The sequence below is a fragment of the Aureimonas sp. AU12 genome (assembly GCF_001463705.1).
Taxonomy (GTDB): domain Bacteria; phylum Pseudomonadota; class Alphaproteobacteria; order Rhizobiales; family Rhizobiaceae; genus Aureimonas.
In genome coordinates this window covers 60,146-80,688 of sequence record NZ_BBWH01000036.1, presented here as the reverse complement: position 1 = coordinate 80,688, position 20,543 = coordinate 60,146, and the positions used below count along the sequence as shown (strand labels likewise).

At 71.2% G+C, this 20,543-nt stretch carries 14 protein-coding genes and 1 pseudogene; 9 read left to right on the top strand and 6 right to left on the bottom strand.

All coding sequences use genetic code 11. The annotated features are described in order from the left end of the window. Window positions 1-42: 42 nt before the first annotated feature. Window positions 43-1,062 carry a hypothetical protein gene (locus AUL33_RS15065; protein ID WP_062209801.1) on the top strand — a complete coding sequence of 340 codons (1,020 nt, stop codon included), beginning with the start codon at window positions 43-45 and terminating at the stop codon, window positions 1,060-1,062. On the opposite strand, the gene AUL33_RS15060 is transcribed toward AUL33_RS15065, so the two are convergent. Beyond that, a complete protein-coding gene (locus AUL33_RS15060) occupies window positions 1,059-2,258 on the bottom strand; it encodes a glycosyltransferase family 4 protein (RefSeq protein WP_062209911.1) in 1,200 nt (399 codons plus the stop codon). The two genes, AUL33_RS15065 and AUL33_RS15060, sit on opposite strands and share 4 nt — an antisense overlap. Then, window positions 2,258-3,298 carry a glycosyltransferase family 4 protein gene (locus AUL33_RS15055; RefSeq protein ID WP_062209799.1) on the bottom strand — a complete coding sequence of 347 codons (1,041 nt, stop codon included), beginning with the start codon at window positions 3,296-3,298 and terminating at the stop codon, window positions 2,258-2,260. The genes AUL33_RS15060 and AUL33_RS15055 overlap by 1 nt, the downstream gene beginning before the upstream one ends. Before the next feature lie 71 nt (window positions 3,299-3,369). On the opposite strand from AUL33_RS15055, the gene AUL33_RS15050 reads away from it, so the two are divergent. After that, the gene (locus AUL33_RS15050) at window positions 3,370-5,433 is read left to right on the top strand and encodes an HAD-IIB family hydrolase (protein WP_062209797.1); all 2,064 of its coding nucleotides are present in this window, start codon (window positions 3,370-3,372) and stop codon (window positions 5,431-5,433) included. After that, a complete protein-coding gene (locus tag AUL33_RS15045; RefSeq protein WP_062209794.1) occupies window positions 5,415-6,281 on the top strand; it encodes a galactosyltransferase-related protein in 867 nt (288 codons plus the stop codon). The genes AUL33_RS15050 and AUL33_RS15045 overlap by 19 nt, the downstream gene beginning before the upstream one ends. A 54-nt stretch (window positions 6,282-6,335) precedes the next feature. Here the strand turns inward: AUL33_RS15045 and AUL33_RS15040 are convergent, their stop codons facing one another. Together AUL33_RS15040 and AUL33_RS15035 are read right to left on the bottom strand one after the other, a co-directional pair. After that, window positions 6,336-7,463 (bottom strand): glycosyltransferase, encoded by a 1,128-nt coding sequence (locus AUL33_RS15040; protein WP_062209791.1) that lies wholly within the window; start codon window positions 7,461-7,463, stop codon window positions 6,336-6,338. A gap of 108 nt (window positions 7,464-7,571) precedes the next feature. Then, complete coding sequence (locus AUL33_RS15035) at window positions 7,572-8,519, bottom strand: LysR family transcriptional regulator (protein ID WP_062209788.1); 948 nt, start codon at window positions 8,517-8,519, stop codon at window positions 7,572-7,574. Window positions 8,520-8,841: 322 nt separating this feature from the next. On the opposite strand from AUL33_RS15035, the gene AUL33_RS15030 reads away from it, so the two are divergent. The 6 genes and pseudogenes from AUL33_RS15030 to AUL33_RS15005 all read left to right on the top strand — a co-directional run bounded on the left by AUL33_RS15030 (window position 8,842) and on the right by AUL33_RS15005 (window position 15,132). After that, entirely contained in the window at window positions 8,842-10,056 is a 1,215-nt protein-coding gene (locus AUL33_RS15030; RefSeq protein ID WP_062209785.1) for an ABC transporter substrate-binding protein, read from the top strand. Window positions 10,057-10,061: 5 nt separating this feature from the next. Beyond that, window positions 10,062-10,871 carry an ABC transporter ATP-binding protein gene (locus tag AUL33_RS15025; protein WP_082652624.1) on the top strand — a complete coding sequence of 270 codons (810 nt, stop codon included), beginning with the start codon at window positions 10,062-10,064 and terminating at the stop codon, window positions 10,869-10,871. After that, window positions 10,864-11,568 carry an ABC transporter ATP-binding protein gene (locus tag AUL33_RS15020; RefSeq protein ID WP_062209782.1) on the top strand — a complete coding sequence of 235 codons (705 nt, stop codon included), beginning with the start codon at window positions 10,864-10,866 and terminating at the stop codon, window positions 11,566-11,568. Before AUL33_RS15025 ends, AUL33_RS15020 begins: the two co-directional genes overlap by 8 nt. Window positions 11,569-11,573: 5 nt before the next feature. Continuing rightward, entirely contained in the window at window positions 11,574-12,461 is an 888-nt protein-coding gene (locus AUL33_RS15015) for a branched-chain amino acid ABC transporter permease (protein WP_062209779.1), read from the top strand. Between the two features lie 5 nt (window positions 12,462-12,466). Continuing rightward, a pseudogene (locus AUL33_RS15010) lies at window positions 12,467-13,423 on the top strand (branched-chain amino acid ABC transporter permease); the annotation flags it as partial. A gap of 104 nt (window positions 13,424-13,527) precedes the next feature. Further along, complete coding sequence (locus tag AUL33_RS15005; RefSeq protein ID WP_062209776.1) at window positions 13,528-15,132, top strand: GMC family oxidoreductase; 1,605 nt, start codon at window positions 13,528-13,530, stop codon at window positions 15,130-15,132. 108 nt (window positions 15,133-15,240) lie between these two features. Here the strand turns inward: AUL33_RS15005 and AUL33_RS15000 are convergent, their stop codons facing one another. Continuing rightward, complete coding sequence (locus tag AUL33_RS15000; protein WP_156419434.1) at window positions 15,241-17,652, bottom strand: hypothetical protein; 2,412 nt, start codon at window positions 17,650-17,652, stop codon at window positions 15,241-15,243. Further along, window positions 17,594-20,113, bottom strand: coding sequence for a glycosyltransferase (locus AUL33_RS22240; RefSeq protein ID WP_062209771.1), 2,520 nt, complete (start codon window positions 20,111-20,113; stop codon window positions 17,594-17,596). Before AUL33_RS22240 ends, AUL33_RS15000 begins: the two co-directional genes overlap by 59 nt. Window positions 20,114-20,543 lie beyond the last annotated feature (430 nt).

Below are 20,543 nucleotides of genomic sequence, written 5' to 3'. Positions count from 1 at the left end.
GACCTCGTCCGGGTTGCCGGCCGCGCGAAGGGAGCCCGCCGCATGACCGACAGCCCCCGCCCGCCGGCGCGCGACCTGAACCTCGCGCCGCATGACGGGCCGCCGCAGCCGCGCTGTTTCCTCTGTGATGCCCGCAGCTTCGCGCCCACCGACCGGCGGCTCGCCTATCCCGGCGGCGAAATTCGTTCCTTCGGCTTCGCGTGTGGCTCCTGCGGTGTTCTCGTCGACGAACCCGGCGATGCGCCAGGGCAACGCCAAGCGCTCGACGCCGCGCTGGCCGGCGCGCGCTTTGCGCTCGAGACCGGCGCGCCCTTCGGGCTCGACCTCTTCACCCTGCGCATCGCCGCCGCCGGCCGGGGCCTCGCGGCGCGGCCCACGGACGCTGCGCAGGCCGCAGGCCTTCGCCGGCCGCATGCGGGGTTGGCCGCGCTGGCCGATCTCGTGCCGCTGGCGGACCTTCGGCCGCTCCCCGTAACGCTGGCGATCCTCTGCCGGGGCCACGAGGCGGAGGATGTGGCGGGCGAAGCGGCGGTGCATCTCGCCTGGACCGACGACGTTCTCGTGCTCGCCGACGCGCCTCTAGCGCTGGAGCGGCGGCAGGGCGGCGTGCGGCTGGCCTTCCATCCCCATGGCGGCGACTTCGCCCGCCAGCGCAACCGGGCCCAGGATCTCGGGCGCCATTCCCACGTGCTGCAGATCGACCGCGACGAGACCATCGATGCCGCGTTCGCCGCCGAGATCCCAAGGCTGGCGGCGCTGGCGGACGAGGGCGGGATCCTCTCAGTCGGCTTTCCCCGCCGCAACCTCGTCGACGGCGTTCTGTCGGACCTTCACCCCGACACCCAGTACCGGCTGAACCGGCGCGAGATCCGCTATGTCGGGCGGGTCCACGAGCGCCCGGAGCGGCCTTGGCAGCGCACGATGCTCGTGCCCCGCCGGTTCATCGACCATCATCTCGGCGCCGCCCATGTGGCGGCGCGCTCCGTTGTCTACGAGGCGATCGCGCCGGGCGAGGGTCGGCTCTTCGAGCGCGAAGCGCTGCTCGCGCCCTACCAGCCCTAAACGCTACCGGCGGACACCCGCAGCAACGCCTGCCGGTAGAGCGCCAGCGTCTCGGCGCCCAGCGTCTCGCGGTTGAAACGGCCGGCGGCGCGCAGCGCGTTGGCGCGAAGCTCGGCACGCATGCCGGCCTCCGCGATGATCGGGCGCACGGCGTCGGCCAGCGCGGCGCCGGTGTCGCTCGCCGCCATGCGCCCGGCGCCGGTGTCGCCGACGAACTCGCGCCCGCTGGCATCCACCGCGCAGGCCACCATCGGCCGGCCATAGGCGATGCCCTCCTGGTAGACGAGGCCGAAGCTTTCGTAGCGGGAGGGCGACAGAACCGCGTGCGCCGCCTCGTATTCGAGCGCGAGCTCCGCCTCGGCCAGCCGTCCGAGCGCGGTGATGCGGGCGCGTGCAGCGGGGGCTAGGCCGGTGGGGAGATCGCTTTCGGGCACCCCGACGAGGCGGATCGCGAAGGGCGGCAAGGTGCCGGCCTCGCTTTCGCGGTCAAGGATTGCGGCGGCCTCCATGATCATGTCGAAGCCCTTGCGGTGCTCGGCGCGCCCGACGAAAAGCAGCCGCACCGGCTCGCCCGGTGCGGGATCCCGGTAGAGCGCCGCCGCGCCGCGCGCGATCGTCGCGGGCGGCAGGCTGAGGCCGGCGACGGCATGGGGCCGCTCGTCGGCGGCAAGCCCGTATTCGGCGGCGATGCGCCGGGCATGCTCGGCCGTGTTCGAGAGGAGCGCCGCGCTGCCGCGCGCCTGCCGGGCCTCCAGCCGGTCGGCGGCCATGGCGTCGAAGCGGTCGCGCATCGTGCGGGGCTTGTCGCGCGAATAGGCGGCAGGCGTCGAGTTGCGGGTGACGAGCGGCAGGTCGCGCCGCCCCGCCAGCAGTACGGCCGGCGCATACCAGTTCGTCGCTTCGACGAGATCGAAGGGCCGGGTGCGGTGCTCGGCCAGCACGGCGCGGCGGAAGGCCAGCGGAGCGGCGAGATGGCCGAGACCGCCGCGCCGGCGCAGCACCGCGAGGGCCGAGCGATCAGGGATGGCGCAGCCGACCACAGTGACCGAGCCCTGGCGCGAGCGCCCCTGCCGGTCGAGCGTGAAGACGGTGACGTCGGTGCCGGCGAGCGCCAGGCTCTCGGCGATCTCGCGCGCGGCGGTGGACAGGCCGCTCGGGGAGGGCGGATAGTCCCAGGCGATCAGGGCGGTGCGCATCATCGGGCGAGCAGCCTCCGGTAGAGGGCGAGATAGTCGGCGGCCATGCGGTCGCTGGTGAAGCGCTCCTCGAAGCGCCGGCGCACGCCGCGCCGGTCGATGGCACCGACGCGGCCGAGCGCCGCCACGGCCTCGGCCTCCGAGTTCACCACGAAACCGGTGACGCCGTCCTCGACGATCTCGGGCACGCTGCCCCGGTTCCAGGCGATCACGGGCGTGCCGCAGGCCATCGCCTCGATCATCACGAGGCCGAAGGGCTCGGGCCAGTCGATCGGAAAGAGCAGAGCCTCTGCCCCCGCCAGAAGCTCGCCCTTCGCCGCGTCCCCGACCGGGCCGACATAGACGGCCTCTTCTGACAGGAGCGGGCGCACCTCGCGCTCGAAATAGAGGGGGTTGCCGACATCCACCGTGCCGGCGAGGCGGATCGCGCGGCCGGCGGCCCCGGCGACGCGGATCGCGGCGTCCGGGCGCTTCTGGTCGGTCATCCGGCCGACGAAGGCGAGATAGCTGCCGGGCGCCTCGCTCAGCGCATAGCGGTCGCGCTCGATGCCGTGGTGGACGATGCCGGCGCGGTTGGCGGCGGGAATGCCGGTCTCCTGCGAGGCCGAGATCGCGGCCACCGGCAGATCGGGAAAGGCGGAGAAGAACAGTTCGCGGTCGAGCTCGTCCACCCGCCAGTGGATCGTCGTCAGGCTGTGCCGGCGCCGCTCGCCGAGGATCGCGGCATGCGAGAACTCGCCGTGGCAATGGACGATGTCGAACTCGGGCAGCCGGCGTCGCAGGTGCTCCATCTGAACCGCCTCGAGAACCGCGGGAATCGACGGCGGTACTTGTCCATACCGAGTCTCCAGCGCCTTTAGACTCGGCAGCGAGCCGACCTGCGACAAATCCGTCGCACTGTCGGTCGGGGCAAAAAGCGTTACATCTGTCCCAAGTCTTCGAAGTGCTGTCCCGAGATCTTGAACGATTCTTTCGGTGCCACCGTGATCGTGAGGCGGGACTGGAAATATGTTAGGCGCGACTTGAGCGATTTTGAGCATCGATGGCCCTCGTGGGGTGATCATGCCGTGGCTTTAGGGAGCGCCGGATCGATTGGAAAGGGAGACTCGTCATGTTCGTGCTTCATGTCGCCCTGCAGGGTTGCCTTCGCGCCGAGAACGTAGACTACGGCCTCACCGCCGACACCGGCGGTCATATCCGCTATCTGCTGGACCTCGTGGCCGCCTCCGGGCGGACCGAACCGCGCCCGCGCATCGCCATCGCCACGCGCGGTTTTTCGAGCGCCCACGGCGCCGAATACGAGCCCGGCCTTTCGATCGGGGGCGGCGTCGAGATCCTGCGGTTCGGGACCGACGATCCCCGCTATCTCGCCAAGGAGGATCTCTGGCGCGAGGTGCCGTCCTTCACGGACGCGCTGATCGGCTGGATCGAGAGCCAGCCGGTGCGCCCCGATCTCCTCCACGCCCACTATGCCGATGCTGCGAGCGTGGCGGCCGCGATCGAGGACCGGCTCGGCATCCCCTTCGTCTTCACCGCCCATTCGCTCGGCCGGGTGAAGGCGCAGGCGCTGGGAGCCGCGGCCTGCCCCGATCTCGGCCGCCGCATCGAAACGGAAGAGGCGGCGATCCGCCGTGCCGCGCTCGTCATCGCCTCCTCGCGCGACGAGGCCGAGGTGCAATATGCCGGCTACGAGGCCTACGATCCCGGCCGCATCCGCATCCTGCCGCCCGGTAGCGATCTCGCCCGCTTCGGCGCGGCGAAGGCCTGTCCGGTGCTCGACGCCTCGCTGTCGCGCTTCCTCACCGAGCCGGAGAAGCCCGTACTCCTGGCGCTCGCCCGCCCGGTGGCCAAGAAGAACCTCGCCGCGCTGGTGCGCGCCTATGGCGAAAGCCCGGAACTGCAGGCCCGCGCCAATCTCGCGATCCTTGCCGGCAGCCGGCGCGATCTTGCCGATCTCGACGCCGAGATGGCCGGCGAGATCCGCGAGATCCTGGCGCTGGTCGATCACTACGATCTCTACGGCAAGGTGGCCTATCCCAAGAGCCATCGGCCCGACGACGTCGCGGCGATCTACGCCTTTGCGCGCGACCGGCGCGGCATCTTCGTCAATCCGGCGCTGAACGAGCCCTTCGGCCTGACGCTGCTCGAAGCCTCGGCGGTCGGTCTGCCGCTCATCGCCACCGACAGCGGCGGGCCCAACGACATCATCGAGATGTGCGGCAATGGCGAACTGGTGGACCCGCGCTCGACCGACGCCATCGCCGCCGCCGCCCTGAAGATCCTGCGCGACGACGCCCTCTGGGACCGCTATGCCGCGGCCGGCGCGGTGGCCGTCGCCGCCTACGACTGGGACCGGCATGCGGTCCGCTACCACGAGCTTCTCGCCTCGCTCAAGGGCGCGCCGGCCATCGCGCCGGCGCCCGAGCAACTGCTGATCTGCGACATCGACAACACGCTGGTGGGCTGCACTGAGTGCATCGCCACCTTCGGACAGTGGCACCGCGAGCAGGAGGGGCTCGCCTTCGGCGTCGCCACCGGTCGCTCCTTCCACAGCGCGATGGCGATCCTCGAACAGCAGAACGCCCCGCGCCCGCAGGTGATGATCACCTCCGTCGGCTCGGAAATCTACCACCTCCAGCCGGACGGCACGACCTACCGGGCCGATCTCGACTGGCGGGCCGTCGTCTCGCGCGGCTGGGACCGCGCCGCCGTCCATACGGCCTTGCAGGGGCTGCCCGGCATCGTGCCGCAGGCGCCGTTGGAGCAGCGTGCGCACAAGCTCTCCTACTTCTCGGACGGCGACCGCGAGATCGCGGTGCGCGTGCGCGCTCGGCTGGAAGCCGCGGGCCTGCGCTGTTCGGTGATCCACAGCCATGGCCGCTATCTCGACATCCTGCCGGTGCGCGCCTCGAAGGGCACGGCAGTCGCCCACGTCCAGGCGCATTACGGGCTGGCGCGCGATGCGGTGTTCGTGGCGGGCGACAGCGGCAACGACATCGAGATGCTGCGCACCATCCCGCAGGCGATCATCGTCGCCAACTTCTCCGACGATCTCGCCTCGCTGCCGGGGCTGCAGCATTCCTACGTGGCGCAGGAGAAATACGCCCGCGGCATCATCGAGGGCGTCGATCATTTTCGGAAGAAGGCGAAGGCCGAATGGCTGCGAGCGCTCTGACCCTCGTCCGGGGGCGCGAAGCGCATCTCGCCAACCTCATGACCAGCCTCGACCGGCAGACGCGCCGGCCGGACGAACTGGTGATCGCCTGGATGCAGGACGCCCCGCACGAGGACCTGCCGGAGATCGCCATTCCCGTGCGCCATGTCGTGGTGCCCGGCGACCCGATGCCGCTGGCCGGCGCCCGCAATCGCGCGGCGGAGGCAGCTCGCGGCGAGACGCTGATCTTCCTCGACGTCGACTGCGTGGCCTCGCCGACGCTCGTCGAGTCCTACGTCGGGGCGGCGGCTTCGCATAGCCATGCGCTGTTCCTCGGCGAGGTGCTCTACCTGCCGGCCGGCGCCATCGACGGGCCGCTCGACTTCGCCCGGCTCGACGCGCGGGGGCAGGTGCATCCGTCCAAGCCCGCGATCCCTGCATTGGGCGTGCGCCGCGAGCCGAATGCGGGCGAACTCTGGGGCCTGTCCTTCGCGCTGGCCCGCGAGGACTATTTCGCCATCGGCGGCATGGACGAGAGCTTCATCGGCTATGGTGGCGAGGAGACCGATTTCGCCGCGCGGCTTTCGGGATCTGGTATCGATTTCTACTGGACGGCGGGCGCGCGCGCCTATCACCAGCACCACCCCGTCCACGTGCCGCCGCTGCATCAGTTCGACCACATCCTGCGCAATGCCGCGCTTTTCCATGCCCGGCACGGGCGCTGGTGCATGGATTACTGGCTCGGCCAGTTCCGTCAGGCCGGGCTGATCGACTGGCGGGACGAGGACCGCGACATCCGCGTCCTGCGCCGGCCGGACCCGGCCGAGATCGCGGCGGCGCTGCAGCCGGGCGAGCGGCTGTTCAGTTAGGGCGCAGCGTGGGCCGGGGTCTCGGTTGCGACCGTAACTTCGACGCCGATCCCGTCAGGCCGGTTGCGTGACGGCCGGGACGGGCGCGCCGGCCCACAATTCGTCGGTCAGCCCCTCCATCCAGTCGGCGGCGCGGGCGGCGGCGTCGGGGGCGAAGAGCGGGCGGATGGCCTCGCCGTCGAGCCGGCGGGCGCGCTCGATCAGCGCCTGCCAGCCGCCGAGGTCGCCCGGCCATTGCGGGGCCTGCACGGCGGCGCCGAGCCGCGTCAGCGCCTCGGCCTTGCGGGTCTGCTCGCCGAAATAGCGCCATTCCGGCATGACCACGAGCTTCGAGCCGACGCGCGCGATCTCGTGGATCGTGTTGTCGCCGGCCGAGGCGATGACGATGTCGGCGGCGGCCAGATGCTCGGTGACGGTCTTCACCCAGCCGAGTTCGCGTAAGTTGGCGAAATCGGTCTCGTGACCCTCGCGGTGGGTGGGGCCGAGCACGAGGAAGAGCGCGTCGGGCGCGGCGCGCGCGGCCACCGTCAGCGGCGCATAGGGCGTGCCGCTCCCCCCGCCGCCGGTGAGGACGACGATGATCTCGCGGGTCGGATCGAGGCCGAGCTGCCGGCGCGCCTCCGCCTTGTCGGGAATGGCGCCTTCGGTGGTGCAGAGGCCGCCGGAATAGAAGGTCTTGGCGCGCAGATAGGCGGGATAGTCGTCCTGTTCCAGCGTCTCGTCGAAGGGCGCGAGCATGCCGACGCACGCCTCGTAGGAGCCGACATGGCCGATGTCGGAACGGTCGCCATGCATGCGGATCTGCACCGCCGGAACGCTCGCGATGCGCGAGAGCAGCGCGATCTCGGCGGAGACGTCGACCACGAAGAGCCCGGTGCCGCGATCGTCGAGATGGTCGAGGATGGTGCGCATCGTGCGGCGCATCTCGGTCAGGCCGAGCGGCACGCAGTGCATCACCTGCGGCGTCGGCTCCTGAAAGAGGCGCGGCGTCGGCACGGCGGCGCCGATCATGTTGGGCAGCTCGACGATCTCGATGTCGCGGGCATAACCGTCGAAGAGATGCGGACCGGCGGTCAGCACCGAGACCGGCCGGTCGCGCGCGAACTCGGCGGCGACCGCCATCGTCCGGTTGGCATGGCCGCGGCCCTGGTGATGAACGAAGAAGGAGATCGGCTTTTTCATCGGGATCCGGACGCTGGCTGGAGGCGAGGGCGCGGAAGGGGATGTCGTGCGCACCCTGCGAGAAGCGCCATATCGGCCGCCGACCGCCAATGGCCAGTGACGCGTTTTTCAGCCGGCTTCCGATCCCGTGACCGGATGGGATGCCCCGGGCTCGAACAGCGCCTCGCCGCCGAAGGCAGGCGCGAAGGCCTCAGTGCTCGCCCGCAGGAAGTCGGTGAGGACGCGAATGCGCGGGGCGCCGGCCAGATCGTCGTGGACGGTCATCCAGTAGTCGCGCTCGATCTGCACGGCGCGCGGCAGGACCGGCACGAGGCCGGGATGATGCGCGGCGATGAAGTAGGGGAGGATGCCGAGCCCGAAGCCTTGCAGCGTCGCCGACAGCTGCGCCTGGATGCTGGAACATTGATAGGCGGCGCGTAAGCCCGGCAGCACCTCGCGCAGGTAGTCGAGCCCCGGCGTGAAGATCATGTCCTCGATATAGCCGATCACCGGATGGCCCGCGAGGTCGGCCCGCTCGCGGATCGCCGGCGCGGCGTCGAGATAGGACTTCGTCGCATAGACGAAGAGCCGATAGCGGGCGATGCGCTCGTTGCGGTAGGGCCCGGAGCGCGGCGTGTGCAGCGACACCGAGACGTCGGCCTCGCGCCGCGACAGTGAGACGATCTGCTGGATGGTGACGAACTCGACGGCCAGACCGGGATGGCGGCGGGCCAGCTCCGGCAGGCGCTCGGCGAGGAAGAAGTTGCCGAAGCCCTCGGGCGTCGAGAGGCGCACCAGCCCGCGCGGCGAGGCCGGACCGTCGGCGGCCAGTTCCGACAGGCGTCCGGCGCCGCGTTCGATCGTCTCGGCATGCTCGATCAGGCGCTCGCCGAGCGCCGTCAGCATGTAGCCGCGCGGCGATCGTTCGAAGAGGCGCACGCCGAGTTCGCGCTCCAGCCGGTCGATGCGGCGCGACACGGTTACGTGATTGGTACGCAGCAGGCGCGCGGCCGCCGACAGCTGACCGGTGCGGGCGACGGCGAGAAAGTACTGCAGATCGTCCCAGGAATAGCTCAAGGGTCATACGTCTCCCGTAAGGTGTACGTTTTCGTACAACGCCTTTGCGCAAATGAACATTCGCATGCCGGCAGGTCGGTGGTACGGTTTACCCATCAGCGCCCTCGGCAGCTGCCCGAAGGGCGGCGCGGGCGCCGGTGGCACGGCCCGGGTGACATCCGCATCAAGACGGACGGATCGGGGCAGCCGGGAGGACGATGAGCGATGCGGCCGGGCCGCGGCGCGGCCCTTGGCGCCGCCTGCCGGCTGGTCCGGCGTCCGCGGCGCTCAGCCGATCTCCCCCGTTTCACCGCCATGAAACAACCCGGGAGGATCCAACCGCATGCCCAGGCTCGCCACCCTTGCCGCCGCGCTTCTCGCCACCTCCGCCCTGCCGGCGGCCGCGCAGGAGATCTCCGACAACGTCGTGAAGATCGGCATCCTCAACGACCAGTCCGGCGTCTATGCCGATTTCGGCGGGCGCTGGTCCTTCGAGGCCGCCAAGATGGCGGCGGAGGATTTCGGCGGCACGGTGAAGGGCGCCAAGATCGAGGTCGTCACGGCCGACCACCAGAACAAGCCCGACGTCGCCTCCAACATCGCCCGTCAGTGGTACGACACCGAGCAGGTCGACGCGATCATGGAACTGACGACCTCGTCGGTCGCCCTCGCCGTGCAGGGCCTGTCGAAGGAAAAGAACAAGATCGACATCGTCACCGGCGCGGCGACCACGGAGCTGACGGGCAAGCAGTGCTCGCCCTACGGCTTCCATTGGGCCTACGACACCCATGCGCTGGCGGTCGGCACCGGCGGCGCGCTGGTGAAGCAGGGCGGCGACAGCTGGTTCTTCCTCACCGCCGACTACGCCTTCGGCTATTCGCTGGAGGAACAAACCTCGAACTACGTGAAGGCCAATGGCGGACAGGTGCTCGGCGCCGTGCGCCATCCGCTGTCGACCACCGACTATTCCTCGTTCCTGCTGCAGGCGCAGGCATCCGGCGCCAAGGTCGTCGGCATGGCCAATGCCGGCCTCGACACGGCGAATGCGGTGAAGCAGGCCGCCGAGTTCGGCATCGTCGCCGGCGGCCAGCGGCTGGCCGCGCTCCTCTTCACGCTCGCCGAGGTCCATGGCCTTGGGCTCGAGGCGGCGCAGGGCCTGTCGCTGACGGAGGGCTTCTACTGGGACCGCGACGACCAGTCGCGCGAGTTCTCGCAGCGCTTCTTCGAGCGCACCCAGCGCATGCCCAACATGATCCAAGCCGGCACCTACTCGGCCGTGCTCCAGTATCTGAAGGCGATCGACAAGGTCGGCACCGACGCGACCGAGCCGGTCGCCAAGGCGCTGCACGAGATGCCGGTGGACGACGTGTTCGGGCGCGGCGGCAAGGTCGGCGCCAACGGGCGGCTGATCTACGACATGTATCTCATGGAGGTGAAGACGCCGGCCGAGAGCACCAAGCCCTGGGACTATTACAAGGTGCTGGCGACGGTGCCGGGCGCGGAAGCCTATATCGACCCGGCCAAGAGCGGCTGCCCGCTCGTCACCGCGGCGCAATAAGGGCCATGGCGCCGGAGCCGAAGGTGCAGTGGGACGAGCGGGGCCGTAGCTCGCCCGGTCCCGACAAGGCGGTGGTGCTCTCCTGTCGCGGCCTTCGCCGCGACTTCGGCGGCTTCACGGCGGTCAACAATGTCGATCTCGACGTGCGGCACGGCGAGGTCCACGCGCTGATCGGGCCGAACGGCGCCGGCAAGACCACGGTCTTCAACCTCCTCACCAAGTTCCTGCAGCCGACCAGCGGCCGCATCGAACTCCTGGGACAGGACATCACGCGGACCGAGCCCTCGAAGGTGGCGCGGATGGGGCTCGTGCGCTCCTTCCAGATCTCCGCCACCTTCCCGCACCTCACCGTCCTCGAAAACGTCCGGGTCGCCCTGCAGCGGCCGGGGGGGCTGGCGACGCAGTTCTGGAAGCCGATGGCCTCGCTCGACCGGCTGAACGCCCGCGCGATGGAGCTTCTCGAGACCGTCGGGCTGGAGGGCGCGCGCGACCGGCTCGCTGCCGATCTCTCCTACGGGCGCAAGCGCGTTCTGGAACTGGCCACCACGCTGGCGCTCGAGCCCAAGGTCCTGCTCCTCGACGAGCCGATGGCGGGCATGGGCGGCGAGGACATCGGCACGGTCGCCGCGATCATCCGGCGCGCCGCCGAGCGCCATGCCGTGCTGATGGTCGAGCACAATCTGAAGGTCGTCGCCGATCTCTGCCAGCGCGTCACCGTGCTCCAGCGCGGCGAGATCCTGGCGGCGGGCGACTACGCCACCGTCTCGGCCGATCCGCGCGTGCGCACCGCCTATATGGGGACCGACCATGGCTGAGCCGCTTCTCCACGTGCGCGGCCTCAACGCCTGGTACGGCGAGAGCCACGCGCTGCACGGCGTCGATCTCGACATCCATGCCGGCGAGACCGTGACGCTGATCGGGCGCAACGGCGTCGGCAAGACCACGACGCTGCGCGCCATCATGGGCATCCTGCCCCGGCGCACCGGCACCGTCCGCTTTGCCGGGCGGGACATGCTGCGCGTGCCGCTCCATCGCACCGCCCATCACGGCATCGGCCTCGTGCCGGAGGAGCGTGCGATCTTCGCCTCGCTCACCGTGCAGGAAAACCTCCTGCTGCCGCCGATCGTGGCGCCGGGCGGCATGAGCGTCGACGAGATCTATGCCCTCTTCCCCAACCTCCACGAGCGCCGCTCCAGCGCGGGCACGCAGCTGTCGGGCGGCGAGCAGCAGATGCTGGCGATCGCGCGCATCCTGCGCTCGGGCGTCAAGCTGCTGCTTCTCGACGAGCCGACGGAGGGGCTCGCCCCCGTCATCGTCCAGCGCATCGGCGAGATCCTCGTCCAGTTGAAGAGCCGGGGCATGACCGTGCTTCTGGTGGAGCAGAACTTCCGCTTCGCCGCCAAGGTCGCCGACCGCTTCTACCTGATGGACCACGGCCGCGTGCTCGACGGGTTCGCGGTGGCGGACCTGCCGGCCCGCATGAACCAGCTCACCGAAACGCTCGGGGTCTGACGGACATGACGACACTCTTCGGCATTCCTATCCAGGCGCTGCTCGGGCACCTTCTCGTCGGGCTGATCAACGGCTCGTTCTACGCGATGCTGTCGCTGGGCCTCGCCATCATCTTCGGCCTGCTGCGCATCATCAACTTCGCCCACGGCGCGCAGTACATGCTCGGCGCCTTCGCCGGATACCTGCTGCTCGCCCATGCCGGCATCGGTTTCTGGCCGGCGCTGGTGCTGGCGCCGCTCGCGGTCGGCCTCGTCGGGGTGGTGGTGGAGCGCGTCGCGCTGCGCCGGCTCTACGATCTCGATCCGCTCTACGGCCTTCTCTTTACCTTCGGCCTGGCGCTCGTGATCGAGGGCACCTTCCGCTACTATTACGGCGCCTCGGGCCAGCCCTACGCGCCGCCGCCGCAACTGGCCGGCGGCACCAATCTCGGCTTCATGTTCCTGCCGAACTACCGCGCCTTCATCGTCGTGGCCTCGCTGGTCGTGTGCCTGGGCACCTGGGTGCTGGTGGAGAAGACCCGGCTCGGCGCCACGCTTCGCGCCGCCACCGAGAACCCCGTGATGGTGCGCGCCTTCGGCATCAACGTGCCCGTTCTCCTCACCTTCACCTACGGGCTCGGCTCGGCGCTTGCGGGCCTGGCCGGCATCATGGCGGCGCCCGTCTACCAGGTGTCGCCGCTGATGGGCTCCAACATCATCATCGTGGTCTTCGCGGTGGTGGTGATCGGCGGCATGGGCTCGATCGGAGGGGCCATCGTCACCGGCTACATGCTCGGCCTGTTCGAGGGGCTGGCCAAGGTCTTCTACCCGGAAGCCTCCTCGATCGTCGTCTTCGTCATCATGGCCATCGTCCTGCTCGTTCGCCCGGCGGGCCTCTTCGGAAGGACGGCGTGACGCCCATGACCGAGATCACCGCCGACCCCGCCGCCATCCGCTCGGGCGCGAGCGCCGCACCCTCGCGCGCCAAGCCATGGGTGCTGGCGCTCCTCGCGCTCGCGCTTCTGGCGCTGCTGGCCGCGCCCTTCTTCGTCTACCCGATCTTCCTGATGAAGATCCTGTGCTTCGCGCTCTTCGCAGCGGCCTTCAACCTGCTCCTTGGCTATACCGGGCTGCTCTCCTTCGGCCATGCCGCGTTCTTCGGCGGCGCGGCCTACGCCACCGCCTACGCCGTCAAGGTCTGGGGCTTCACGCCCGAGCTCGGCCTGCTCGCCGGCGTCGTGGCGGCGTCCGTCCTCGGCCTTGCCATCGGCATCCTCGCCATCCGGCGGCAGGGCATCTACTTCGCGATGGTGACGCTGGCGCTGTCGCAGATGTTCTTCTTCTTCTGCCTGCAGGCGCCGTTCACCGGCGGCGAGGACGGCATCCAGGGCGTGCCGCGCGGCCACGCCTTCGGGCTGATCGACCTCAACGACCCCCTCGCCATCTACTTCTTCGTGCTCGCCACGGTGCTTCTTGGGCTCTTCGCGGTCTATCGCATCGTCCATTCGCCCTTCGGCATGGTGATGAAGTCGATCCGCGAGAACGAGAACCGGGCGATCTCCCTCGGCTATTCCGTCAACCGCTACAAGCTCGCCGCCTTCGTCATGTCGGCCGGCCTCGCGGGGCTCGCCGGCGGGGCCAAGGCGCTGGTCTTCCAGTTCGCCACGCTCACCGACGTCGCCTGGCAGATGTCGGGCGAGGTCATTTTGATGACGCTGCTCGGTGGCATCGGCACCATGCTCGGGCCCCTCGTCGGCGCGACGCTGGTGGTGGCGCTGCAGAACACGCTGGCGACCTCCGCCTTTCCGGTGACGGTGGTGACGGGCCTCATCTTCATGATCTGCGTCCTGACCTTCCGGCGCGGCCTCGTCGGCGAGGTCGTGCATCGCTGGCGGTTGAGGCGCGAGAGAGCGGAAGGTCGGGGGCGCGATCGGTCCGAGGGGCAGGGGCAGGGGCGCGAACGGGCCGAAGGCAGCGGGCATTGAGCGACACCTACGACTACGTCGTCATCGGCGGCGGCACCGCCGGCTGCACGCTCGCCAACCGGCTCTCGGTGGATCCGTCCGTGCGCGTCCTCCTGCTGGAGGCGGGCGGGCGCGATAATTACGCCTGGATCCACATTCCCGTCGGCTATCTCTACTGCATCGGCAATCCCCGCACCGACTGGTGCTTCCAGACGGAAGCCGAGGCCGGGCTCGGCGGACGGGCGCTGAACTACCCGCGCGGCAAGGTGCTCGGCGGCTGCTCGTCGATCAACGGCATGATCTACATGCGCGGACAGGCGCGGGACTACGATCTCTGGCGCCAGATGGGCTGCCCCGGCTGGGGCTGGGACGACGTGCTGCCGCTGTTCAAACGCTCGGAGGACCATTTCGGCGGCGAGGACGAGATGCACGGCGCGGGCGGCGAGTGGCGGGTCGAGCCGCCGCGCCTGCGCTGGGACATTCTCGACGCCTTCCGCGACGCCGCCGAGAGCCTCGGCATTCCCCGCACCGAGGATTTCAACCGCGGCGACAACGAAGGCTCCTCCTACTTCAAGGTCAACCAGCGGCGCGGCGTGCGCTGGAACACGGTGAAGGCCTTCCTCAAGCCCGCCAGGAACCGCGCCAACCTCACGGTGGAGACGGGAGCGCATGTGAAGCGCCTCGTGATCGCCGAGCGCCGCGTCGTCGGGGTCGAGTTCGAGCAGGGCGGCACGGTGCGCACGGTCCAGGTCCGGCGCGAGGCGGTGGTCTCGGCCGGCGCGGTGGGCTCGCCGCACATTCTCGAACTCTCCGGCATCGGCCGGGGCGAGGTGCTGGCTGCTGCAGGCATTCCCGTCGTCGCCGAGGCGCGCGATGTCGGTGAGAACCTGCAGGATCACCTGCAGCTGCGCTGCGCCTACAAGGTGTCGGGCATCCGCACCCTCAACGAGCGCGCCAACTCGCTGTTCGGCAAGGCGATGATCGGCCTCGAATATGCGTTGACGCGATCCGGCCCGATGTCGATGGCGCCGAGCCAGCTCGGCATCTTCACCCGCTCCGACCCGTCCTACGAGACCGCAAACCTGCAATATCACGTGCAGCCGCTCAGCCTCGAACGGTTCGGCGAAAACGTTCATCCGTTCCCGGCCTTCACCGCGTCGGTCTGCAACCTCAGGCCGGATTCGCGCGGCTCGGTCCATGCGAGCGCCCCCGATCACCGCACGCAGCCCTCGATCCGGCCGAACTACCTGTCGGAAGCGTCCGACCGGCGCGTCGCCGCCGATTCCATCCGCCTGACCCGGCGCATCGTCGCCGAGCCGGCGCTGCAACGCTATCGGCCTGAAGAGTTCAAGCCCGGCCCCGCCTATGAGAGCGAGGAGGAACTGGTGGAGGCGGCCGGGGCCATCGGCACCACGATCTTCCATCCCGTCGGCACCTGCCGCATGGGCGGCGATCCCGGTTCCGTGGTGGATCCCGAGCTGCGGGTGCGCGGCATCGAGGCCTTGCGCGTCGCCGACGCCTCGATCATGCCGCGCATCGTCTCGGGCAACACCAACTCGCCGACGATCATGATCGCCGAAAAGGCCGCCGCGATGATGCTGGCCGCTGCCCGCGCCGCCTGACCTCGCCAAGGCACGTCCCGCGACCATCCGTTCGCGGGACGTGCCTTCGATCTTTCTCTTGCCCGCATTGTCCGACGACGAAGCGTGTCCGTTTCGTCTGGATAGGCACTATCGCCAGCCCGGCGCGAAGGCGCGCGGGGCTGCGACGAGCGAATGGCGGGCGCGGCGCTCGCCGGGCGGCCAAGCGAGGCCACCGAAGGGGCGCCCGCCGCGTTGCAGGAGCGGGCTGTAGAACGGGTCGGCGGCCAGGACCGGCGCCCAGCGCGCCCGCAGCGCCGCCATCTCGCCGGCCAGCGCCGCCTCTTCGATGGGCCCGCGCGACAGGGCGTCGGCGGCAAAGTGCAGCACCGCGTCCGGCGTCACCACGATCCGCCGTCCCAGCGCCTGCAGCTTCAAGGCATAATCGGCGGCGCCGAGATGGCGGGGAAAGAGCAGCGGGTCGAACCCGCCGAGCGCCACGAAATCGGCGCGCCGGGTCACGAGGCAGGCCGGCCCCACGGCCGCCACCTGCCGCGCCACAAGGCGGGCGTCGCCAAAGCCGGGATCCTGCGCGCTGTCGCCGCGAAAGGCGGGGCGCGGCGCTTGCGTCAAGTCGAGCACGAGGCCGGCCTCGGCGACGAGCCCGCTGGCGCTCAGAAGCGTCGGCGCCGCCAGCCCCGTGCCGGGATCCGACAGGCGGCCGAGAAGCTCGGCCAGCCAGCCGTCGTCCTCGGGGACCAGTCGGGCGTCGAGAAGGGCGACGAGATCGCTCGATGCGCTGGCAACGGCATCGCCGATCCGCCGCGCCGGCGAGGCCGCGAAGGGCGTCGGGACCAGGGCGACGCCGGCCAGCGACAACCGGCGCCGCAGCGCCTCACCGAGCGGCGCGGCGACCATCAGCGTCAGGGCCGTGCGCGTGCGCGTCGCATCGAGAGCGTCGAGGCAGGCCTCGATCTCGGCCTCGCCCCGGCCGGCATCGACGACGAGCGTCAGACTCGAGGGCGGCGCGGCGCGGCGCACGCGCACCGCGGGCAGCGTCGCGGGCGGGCGCGGCTCGATCTCGGCCTGAAGGTCGCGCTCGCCCAGATGCGCCCGCACGGCTTCAGTCAGCGTCTCGGCGCCCGCCGCCCCGCGCGGCGTCACCGCGAAGCCGAAGCCGGGCACGTGGAGATGCGTCGCCCGGCCGCTCGCGCCGCGATCGAGCGGCGCGAGGAACAGGCGGTCGAGATCGCCGGCACCCCGTCGCGCCGCCTCGAGCGCCGCTTCGGTGCGGATCGCCAGAACGCAGGCCGCGCAGCCCTGCTCGAGCGCGCGCTCGTAGTCGAAGGCGGGCAGCGCCAAGGGAACCGGTGCTCCGCCGGGCACGCGCAGCAGCACGTCGCCGCTGGCGATGCTGGCGGCGGGATGGGCGAGGAGCGCAGCCGCCAAGCCTTCCGGCCCGCCCGGCCTTGCGCTCGTCCCGGCGGGCAGCAGCAGGAGCACGGCGCAGCCGGCGGCCTCGCCCTCAAGGAAGTCGGCGAGGTCGCGCGGCTCGAAGCCGCCGCCGGGGCCCCGCGCCGGCAGGATCGCGCCGATCCAGTCCGGCAGCCGGTCGAGCCCGGCGCTGCGCAGCGTCGCCTCCGCCCCGTCCTCGCCGATCACCGCGACCGCGAGGCTCTCGCCCGCCGGCAGGGCGATGCGGTCGGCCGGAAAGCGCCGCTCCCATTCCGCCAGCGCCTCGAAGGGCACGGCGGCGGGAAACCAGCGCTCGAACAGGTCGAGCCGGATCGTATCGGCATCGACCTCCGCATCTGCGCCGAGGGCGTCGCGGATGCCGTCGGCGAAGGCGAGCACGGCCACGGGGCTGCCGGGAAGCGCGCGTCCGCCCGCCAGGATCTCGATCTCGCGAAAGCGCCCGTCGGCGAAGCGCGCCGGCAGGGTCAGCTCGAAACCGGGCTCGGCAGTCTCGACCCCGCCTCGCTCCACGATGCGCCAACGGTCGGGCAGGACGGCCGCGATCGTCGTGTCGTCGAAGCGGGCCTCGATGCGGAGCGGGCCGGCCGCGTCGTCGCGCCGGACCCAACCCGTGACGCGAAGCCCCCCGATCCACTCGGCCGCGCCGATCGGCGCTTGCGTCTGCGCGAAGGCCTCGCCGGCTTGCAGATCGATCGGGGCCCCGACGAGATCGTCGGTGTTGGCGATGCGAACGCTCACAGTTCCGATCGCGGGCAGCACGGCGGGGTCGAGGGCGAAGACGAATCCGTGGCAGCCATCGCCGCTGCCGGCGTCGTCGCCGGCCAGCGCGGGCACGAAGAGTTCGGCGCGGGCGAGCGCGGCGGGCAGGCCGTCGAGCAGCAGTTCGACGCAGAAGCGGCGCTCTGGATCGGCGGGGTCGAAGACGTGGCCCTCGATCGCGGTCTCGCCGCTGCGCGCCAGCCGGGTGCGCAGGCCCTCGATCGCCCCCTCGATCCGGGGACGGCCGGCGGCCTCGCCCTCGCGGCGTCTACGCCGGGAGGCGAGCAGCGAACCAATCGGCGATCGCGGGGGCACTGTGTCGGTCACCGGGGCGGGGGTCCGTGAGAAGATGGTGGGGCGTCGGGGCGAGGCCACCGAGCGACCAGTCGGCCTGCGCCGCCGGCAGGAAGGTTTCGTGCCGGATCCGCTCGAAGAGCGCAAGCGACGGGTCGCAAGTCGGCAGGGCGAGGGCCGAGGCACCGCCCTGCCGCGCCGACGCGCCGACCTCACCGGGCGCCAGCCGCCCGGTGACGAAGACGTTGCCGCGCCCCATCAGCGCGAGATCGTCGAAGGCACGGCCGAGCACCAGGATCCGCGCCACCGGCGAGTGGCGCCGCAGCGCCGCCGAGAGCTCCGTGACGAAGCGATCGGCCATCGGGGCGGGGCGGCCCATCAGGACGGCGAGGACCGGTGGCCCGTCGCACGCGTCCGCCGACGGGGTGCCGCCCGCCTCGCGCTCGTCGCGGACGGGCGGCGCGTCGGATCGACCGGCGAGATGCGCCTCGATCGCCGCCAGGCTCAGCGGATCGCCCGCCGAGACCGCGCCGATGCGCCCGCCGAGCGCGGCGTTCCACAGGCGAAAGCCGCGCACGAGCGGGGCGTCGCCGATCCCGAGATCGGGATCGCGCGGCAGATCGCCGAGAAGGACCGTCGCGGGCGGGCCGCAATCGCGCAGCATGGCGGCGAGGGCGGCCGGTGGCGCCTCCGCCCCTCCCAGCTCCAGCGCCGAGGGTTCCAGCGTCCGCAGCCAGTCACGGAGCGCATCGCCCTTGCCGTCGAGATCGAAGCCGAGGGATTGCGGGCTTTGCGAGGGATCGCCGGCGCGCAACTCGATGCGGATGGCGGTCCCGACGCCGCGCCAGGAAAGCGCCATCGTGGGGCGGCCGGCCTGGGCATGCCGGAACAATTGCTCGGCGGCGCTGGCGCTGCCCGCGGGCGCGGCGACGAGCACGGGGTGACCGCCCGGCGGGCAGGCCGCCTCGATCGCGGCGCGCGCGGCGTGCAGGGGATCGGCGCGGCGGAAGGCGGCGGACTCGGCCGTGAGGCCGGGAAAGCGGCGGCGGAACCGGCGAAGGTTCTTCGCCACGAGCGCGCCCTTCTCGGCGCCGAAGGAGCGCGAGCCGTGATGCACGGCGAAGACCCCAGTCGCCGCGACGTTGCGAAAGCCGAGGCGCCGCGCCCGCACGGTAAATTCGAGATCCTCGAAATAGCCGCGCTCGTAGACTGCCGAGAGCCCACCGAGCGCGGCGAGGCAGTCGTGGCGCACGAAGAGCGCGAAGCCGATGCCGTTCGGCAGGTCGACCGTGCCCGGCGCGCCCGCCGCCACGAGGCCGGCCGCCGCCGCGTCGATCCGACGGGCCTCCGCGGGCTCCGGCGCGTCGGCGGCATGGCCGAGACGCGGCAGGCTCGTCCATTCGCCGTTGTTCGAAAGCGGAGTGGCGGTGCCGATGTCGGGCGCGGCATAGACGGCATCGGCAAGCCGCATGAGCGCACTGGGCGGCAGGATCGCGTCGGCGTTGAGGAGAAGGACGTCGCGCCCGTCGGCGCCGTCGAGGCCGCGCGCCACCGCGCCGGTGAAGCCGAGATTGCGGACGTTGCGCCGGAGCTCGATCAGCCCCTTGGCGGCGAGCGCGTCGAGAAGCAGCGCGAGATCGCGCAGCGGCGTCGCGTCGTCCACCGCGACGACCTCTGCGTCTCCATGCTCGGCGGCGGCGCGGATCGCGGCGCGCAGACAGTCGCGCGTGGCATCGAAATCGCCGTGGACGGGGATGACGATGCGCAGGGGCCGGCGCGCCGGGATCGCCGCCGGCACCAGCCCCCTGCGGCCGGGGACGCTGCGCCGGCTGCGGGCGTGCAGCGATCCGGCGGCGAGGACGCGCGTATCGCGGATCAGCCGGAAGCCGGTGGCATGCGGGTCGGCTGTCTCGTTGATGAAGCAGCCCTGCACGCCCGTCGGCAGGGCGGGGAAGGCGGGATCGGCTTCGAGCGGACGGGGCGGGGTATCCTGCTCGCCGTCGAGCACGAGGAGCGGCGGCGGTTCGCCGGTCCAGGCGATGAAGCCGGACAGGCGGCCGTCCGTCAGGTCGAGGCTGGCCGTCGCCTCGTCGCCGGCGCGAAATAGCACGGCGAGCGCGGCGCCCCGCGCCTCTGGCCCCGTGAGCGGGCTGGCGAGGAGGCGGCGCGCGGCGTCGAGCGCTTCCCTCGTGCCGGCGAAGAGCCGCAGCGCAACGAGGAGGGCGGTGGGATCGAGCTGATCGGCGGCGCAGGCGCGCCGCGCGGCTTCGCCGGCCCCATCGCGCCGGCCACGCAGCGCGCAGGCGAGCGCCCGCACGGCATGGTCGCCGGCGCCCGGCGGGCTCTCGAGGCGGCAGCGCCGCTCGGCCAGCGCCAGTGCCCCGGCGGCATCGCCCGCGCGCAGGAGCCGCGTGGCGGCGAGCGTCAGCGCGTCGGCGTGCCCGGCGGGCGTCGCGAGGGCAGGCAGATCCCGAAGGAGGCTCGTCCAGTCCATTCGGGCGGCCTTATCCTTTGCTGCCTCTTCCGTCTCCGGCCTGAAGCGGACGGGCCGGACGATCATCCTCGCAGCCCATGCTGGCGGAGGCCTGACCCGGCGTTGGACGTGGCTTGCAAGATGGACGGAGGCCCCGATCGCGACCGGTCGGCTCGCGCCGCACCGCGCCGAAAGGCTCGGCGATCCAAAGGGTTCGGTGCGGTGGCAGGGACGAGGAAAGGCACGAAGCAGAGCTTCGGCGCCGACCGCAACCAAGCCTCGTCCCTGCCTCGGGCCGTTGGCGAGGGCACCGATATCGTCAGGGCGATACGGCTTCGTTGGACAATGAGCGATTGCGTCTCGTCCCGGCCGGCGATCGCTTGCGAAGGTCGCGGCAGCCTCTACGCCATGGTCGTGCTGCGAGCCGAACCGCGCGATCTTCACGCTTTGC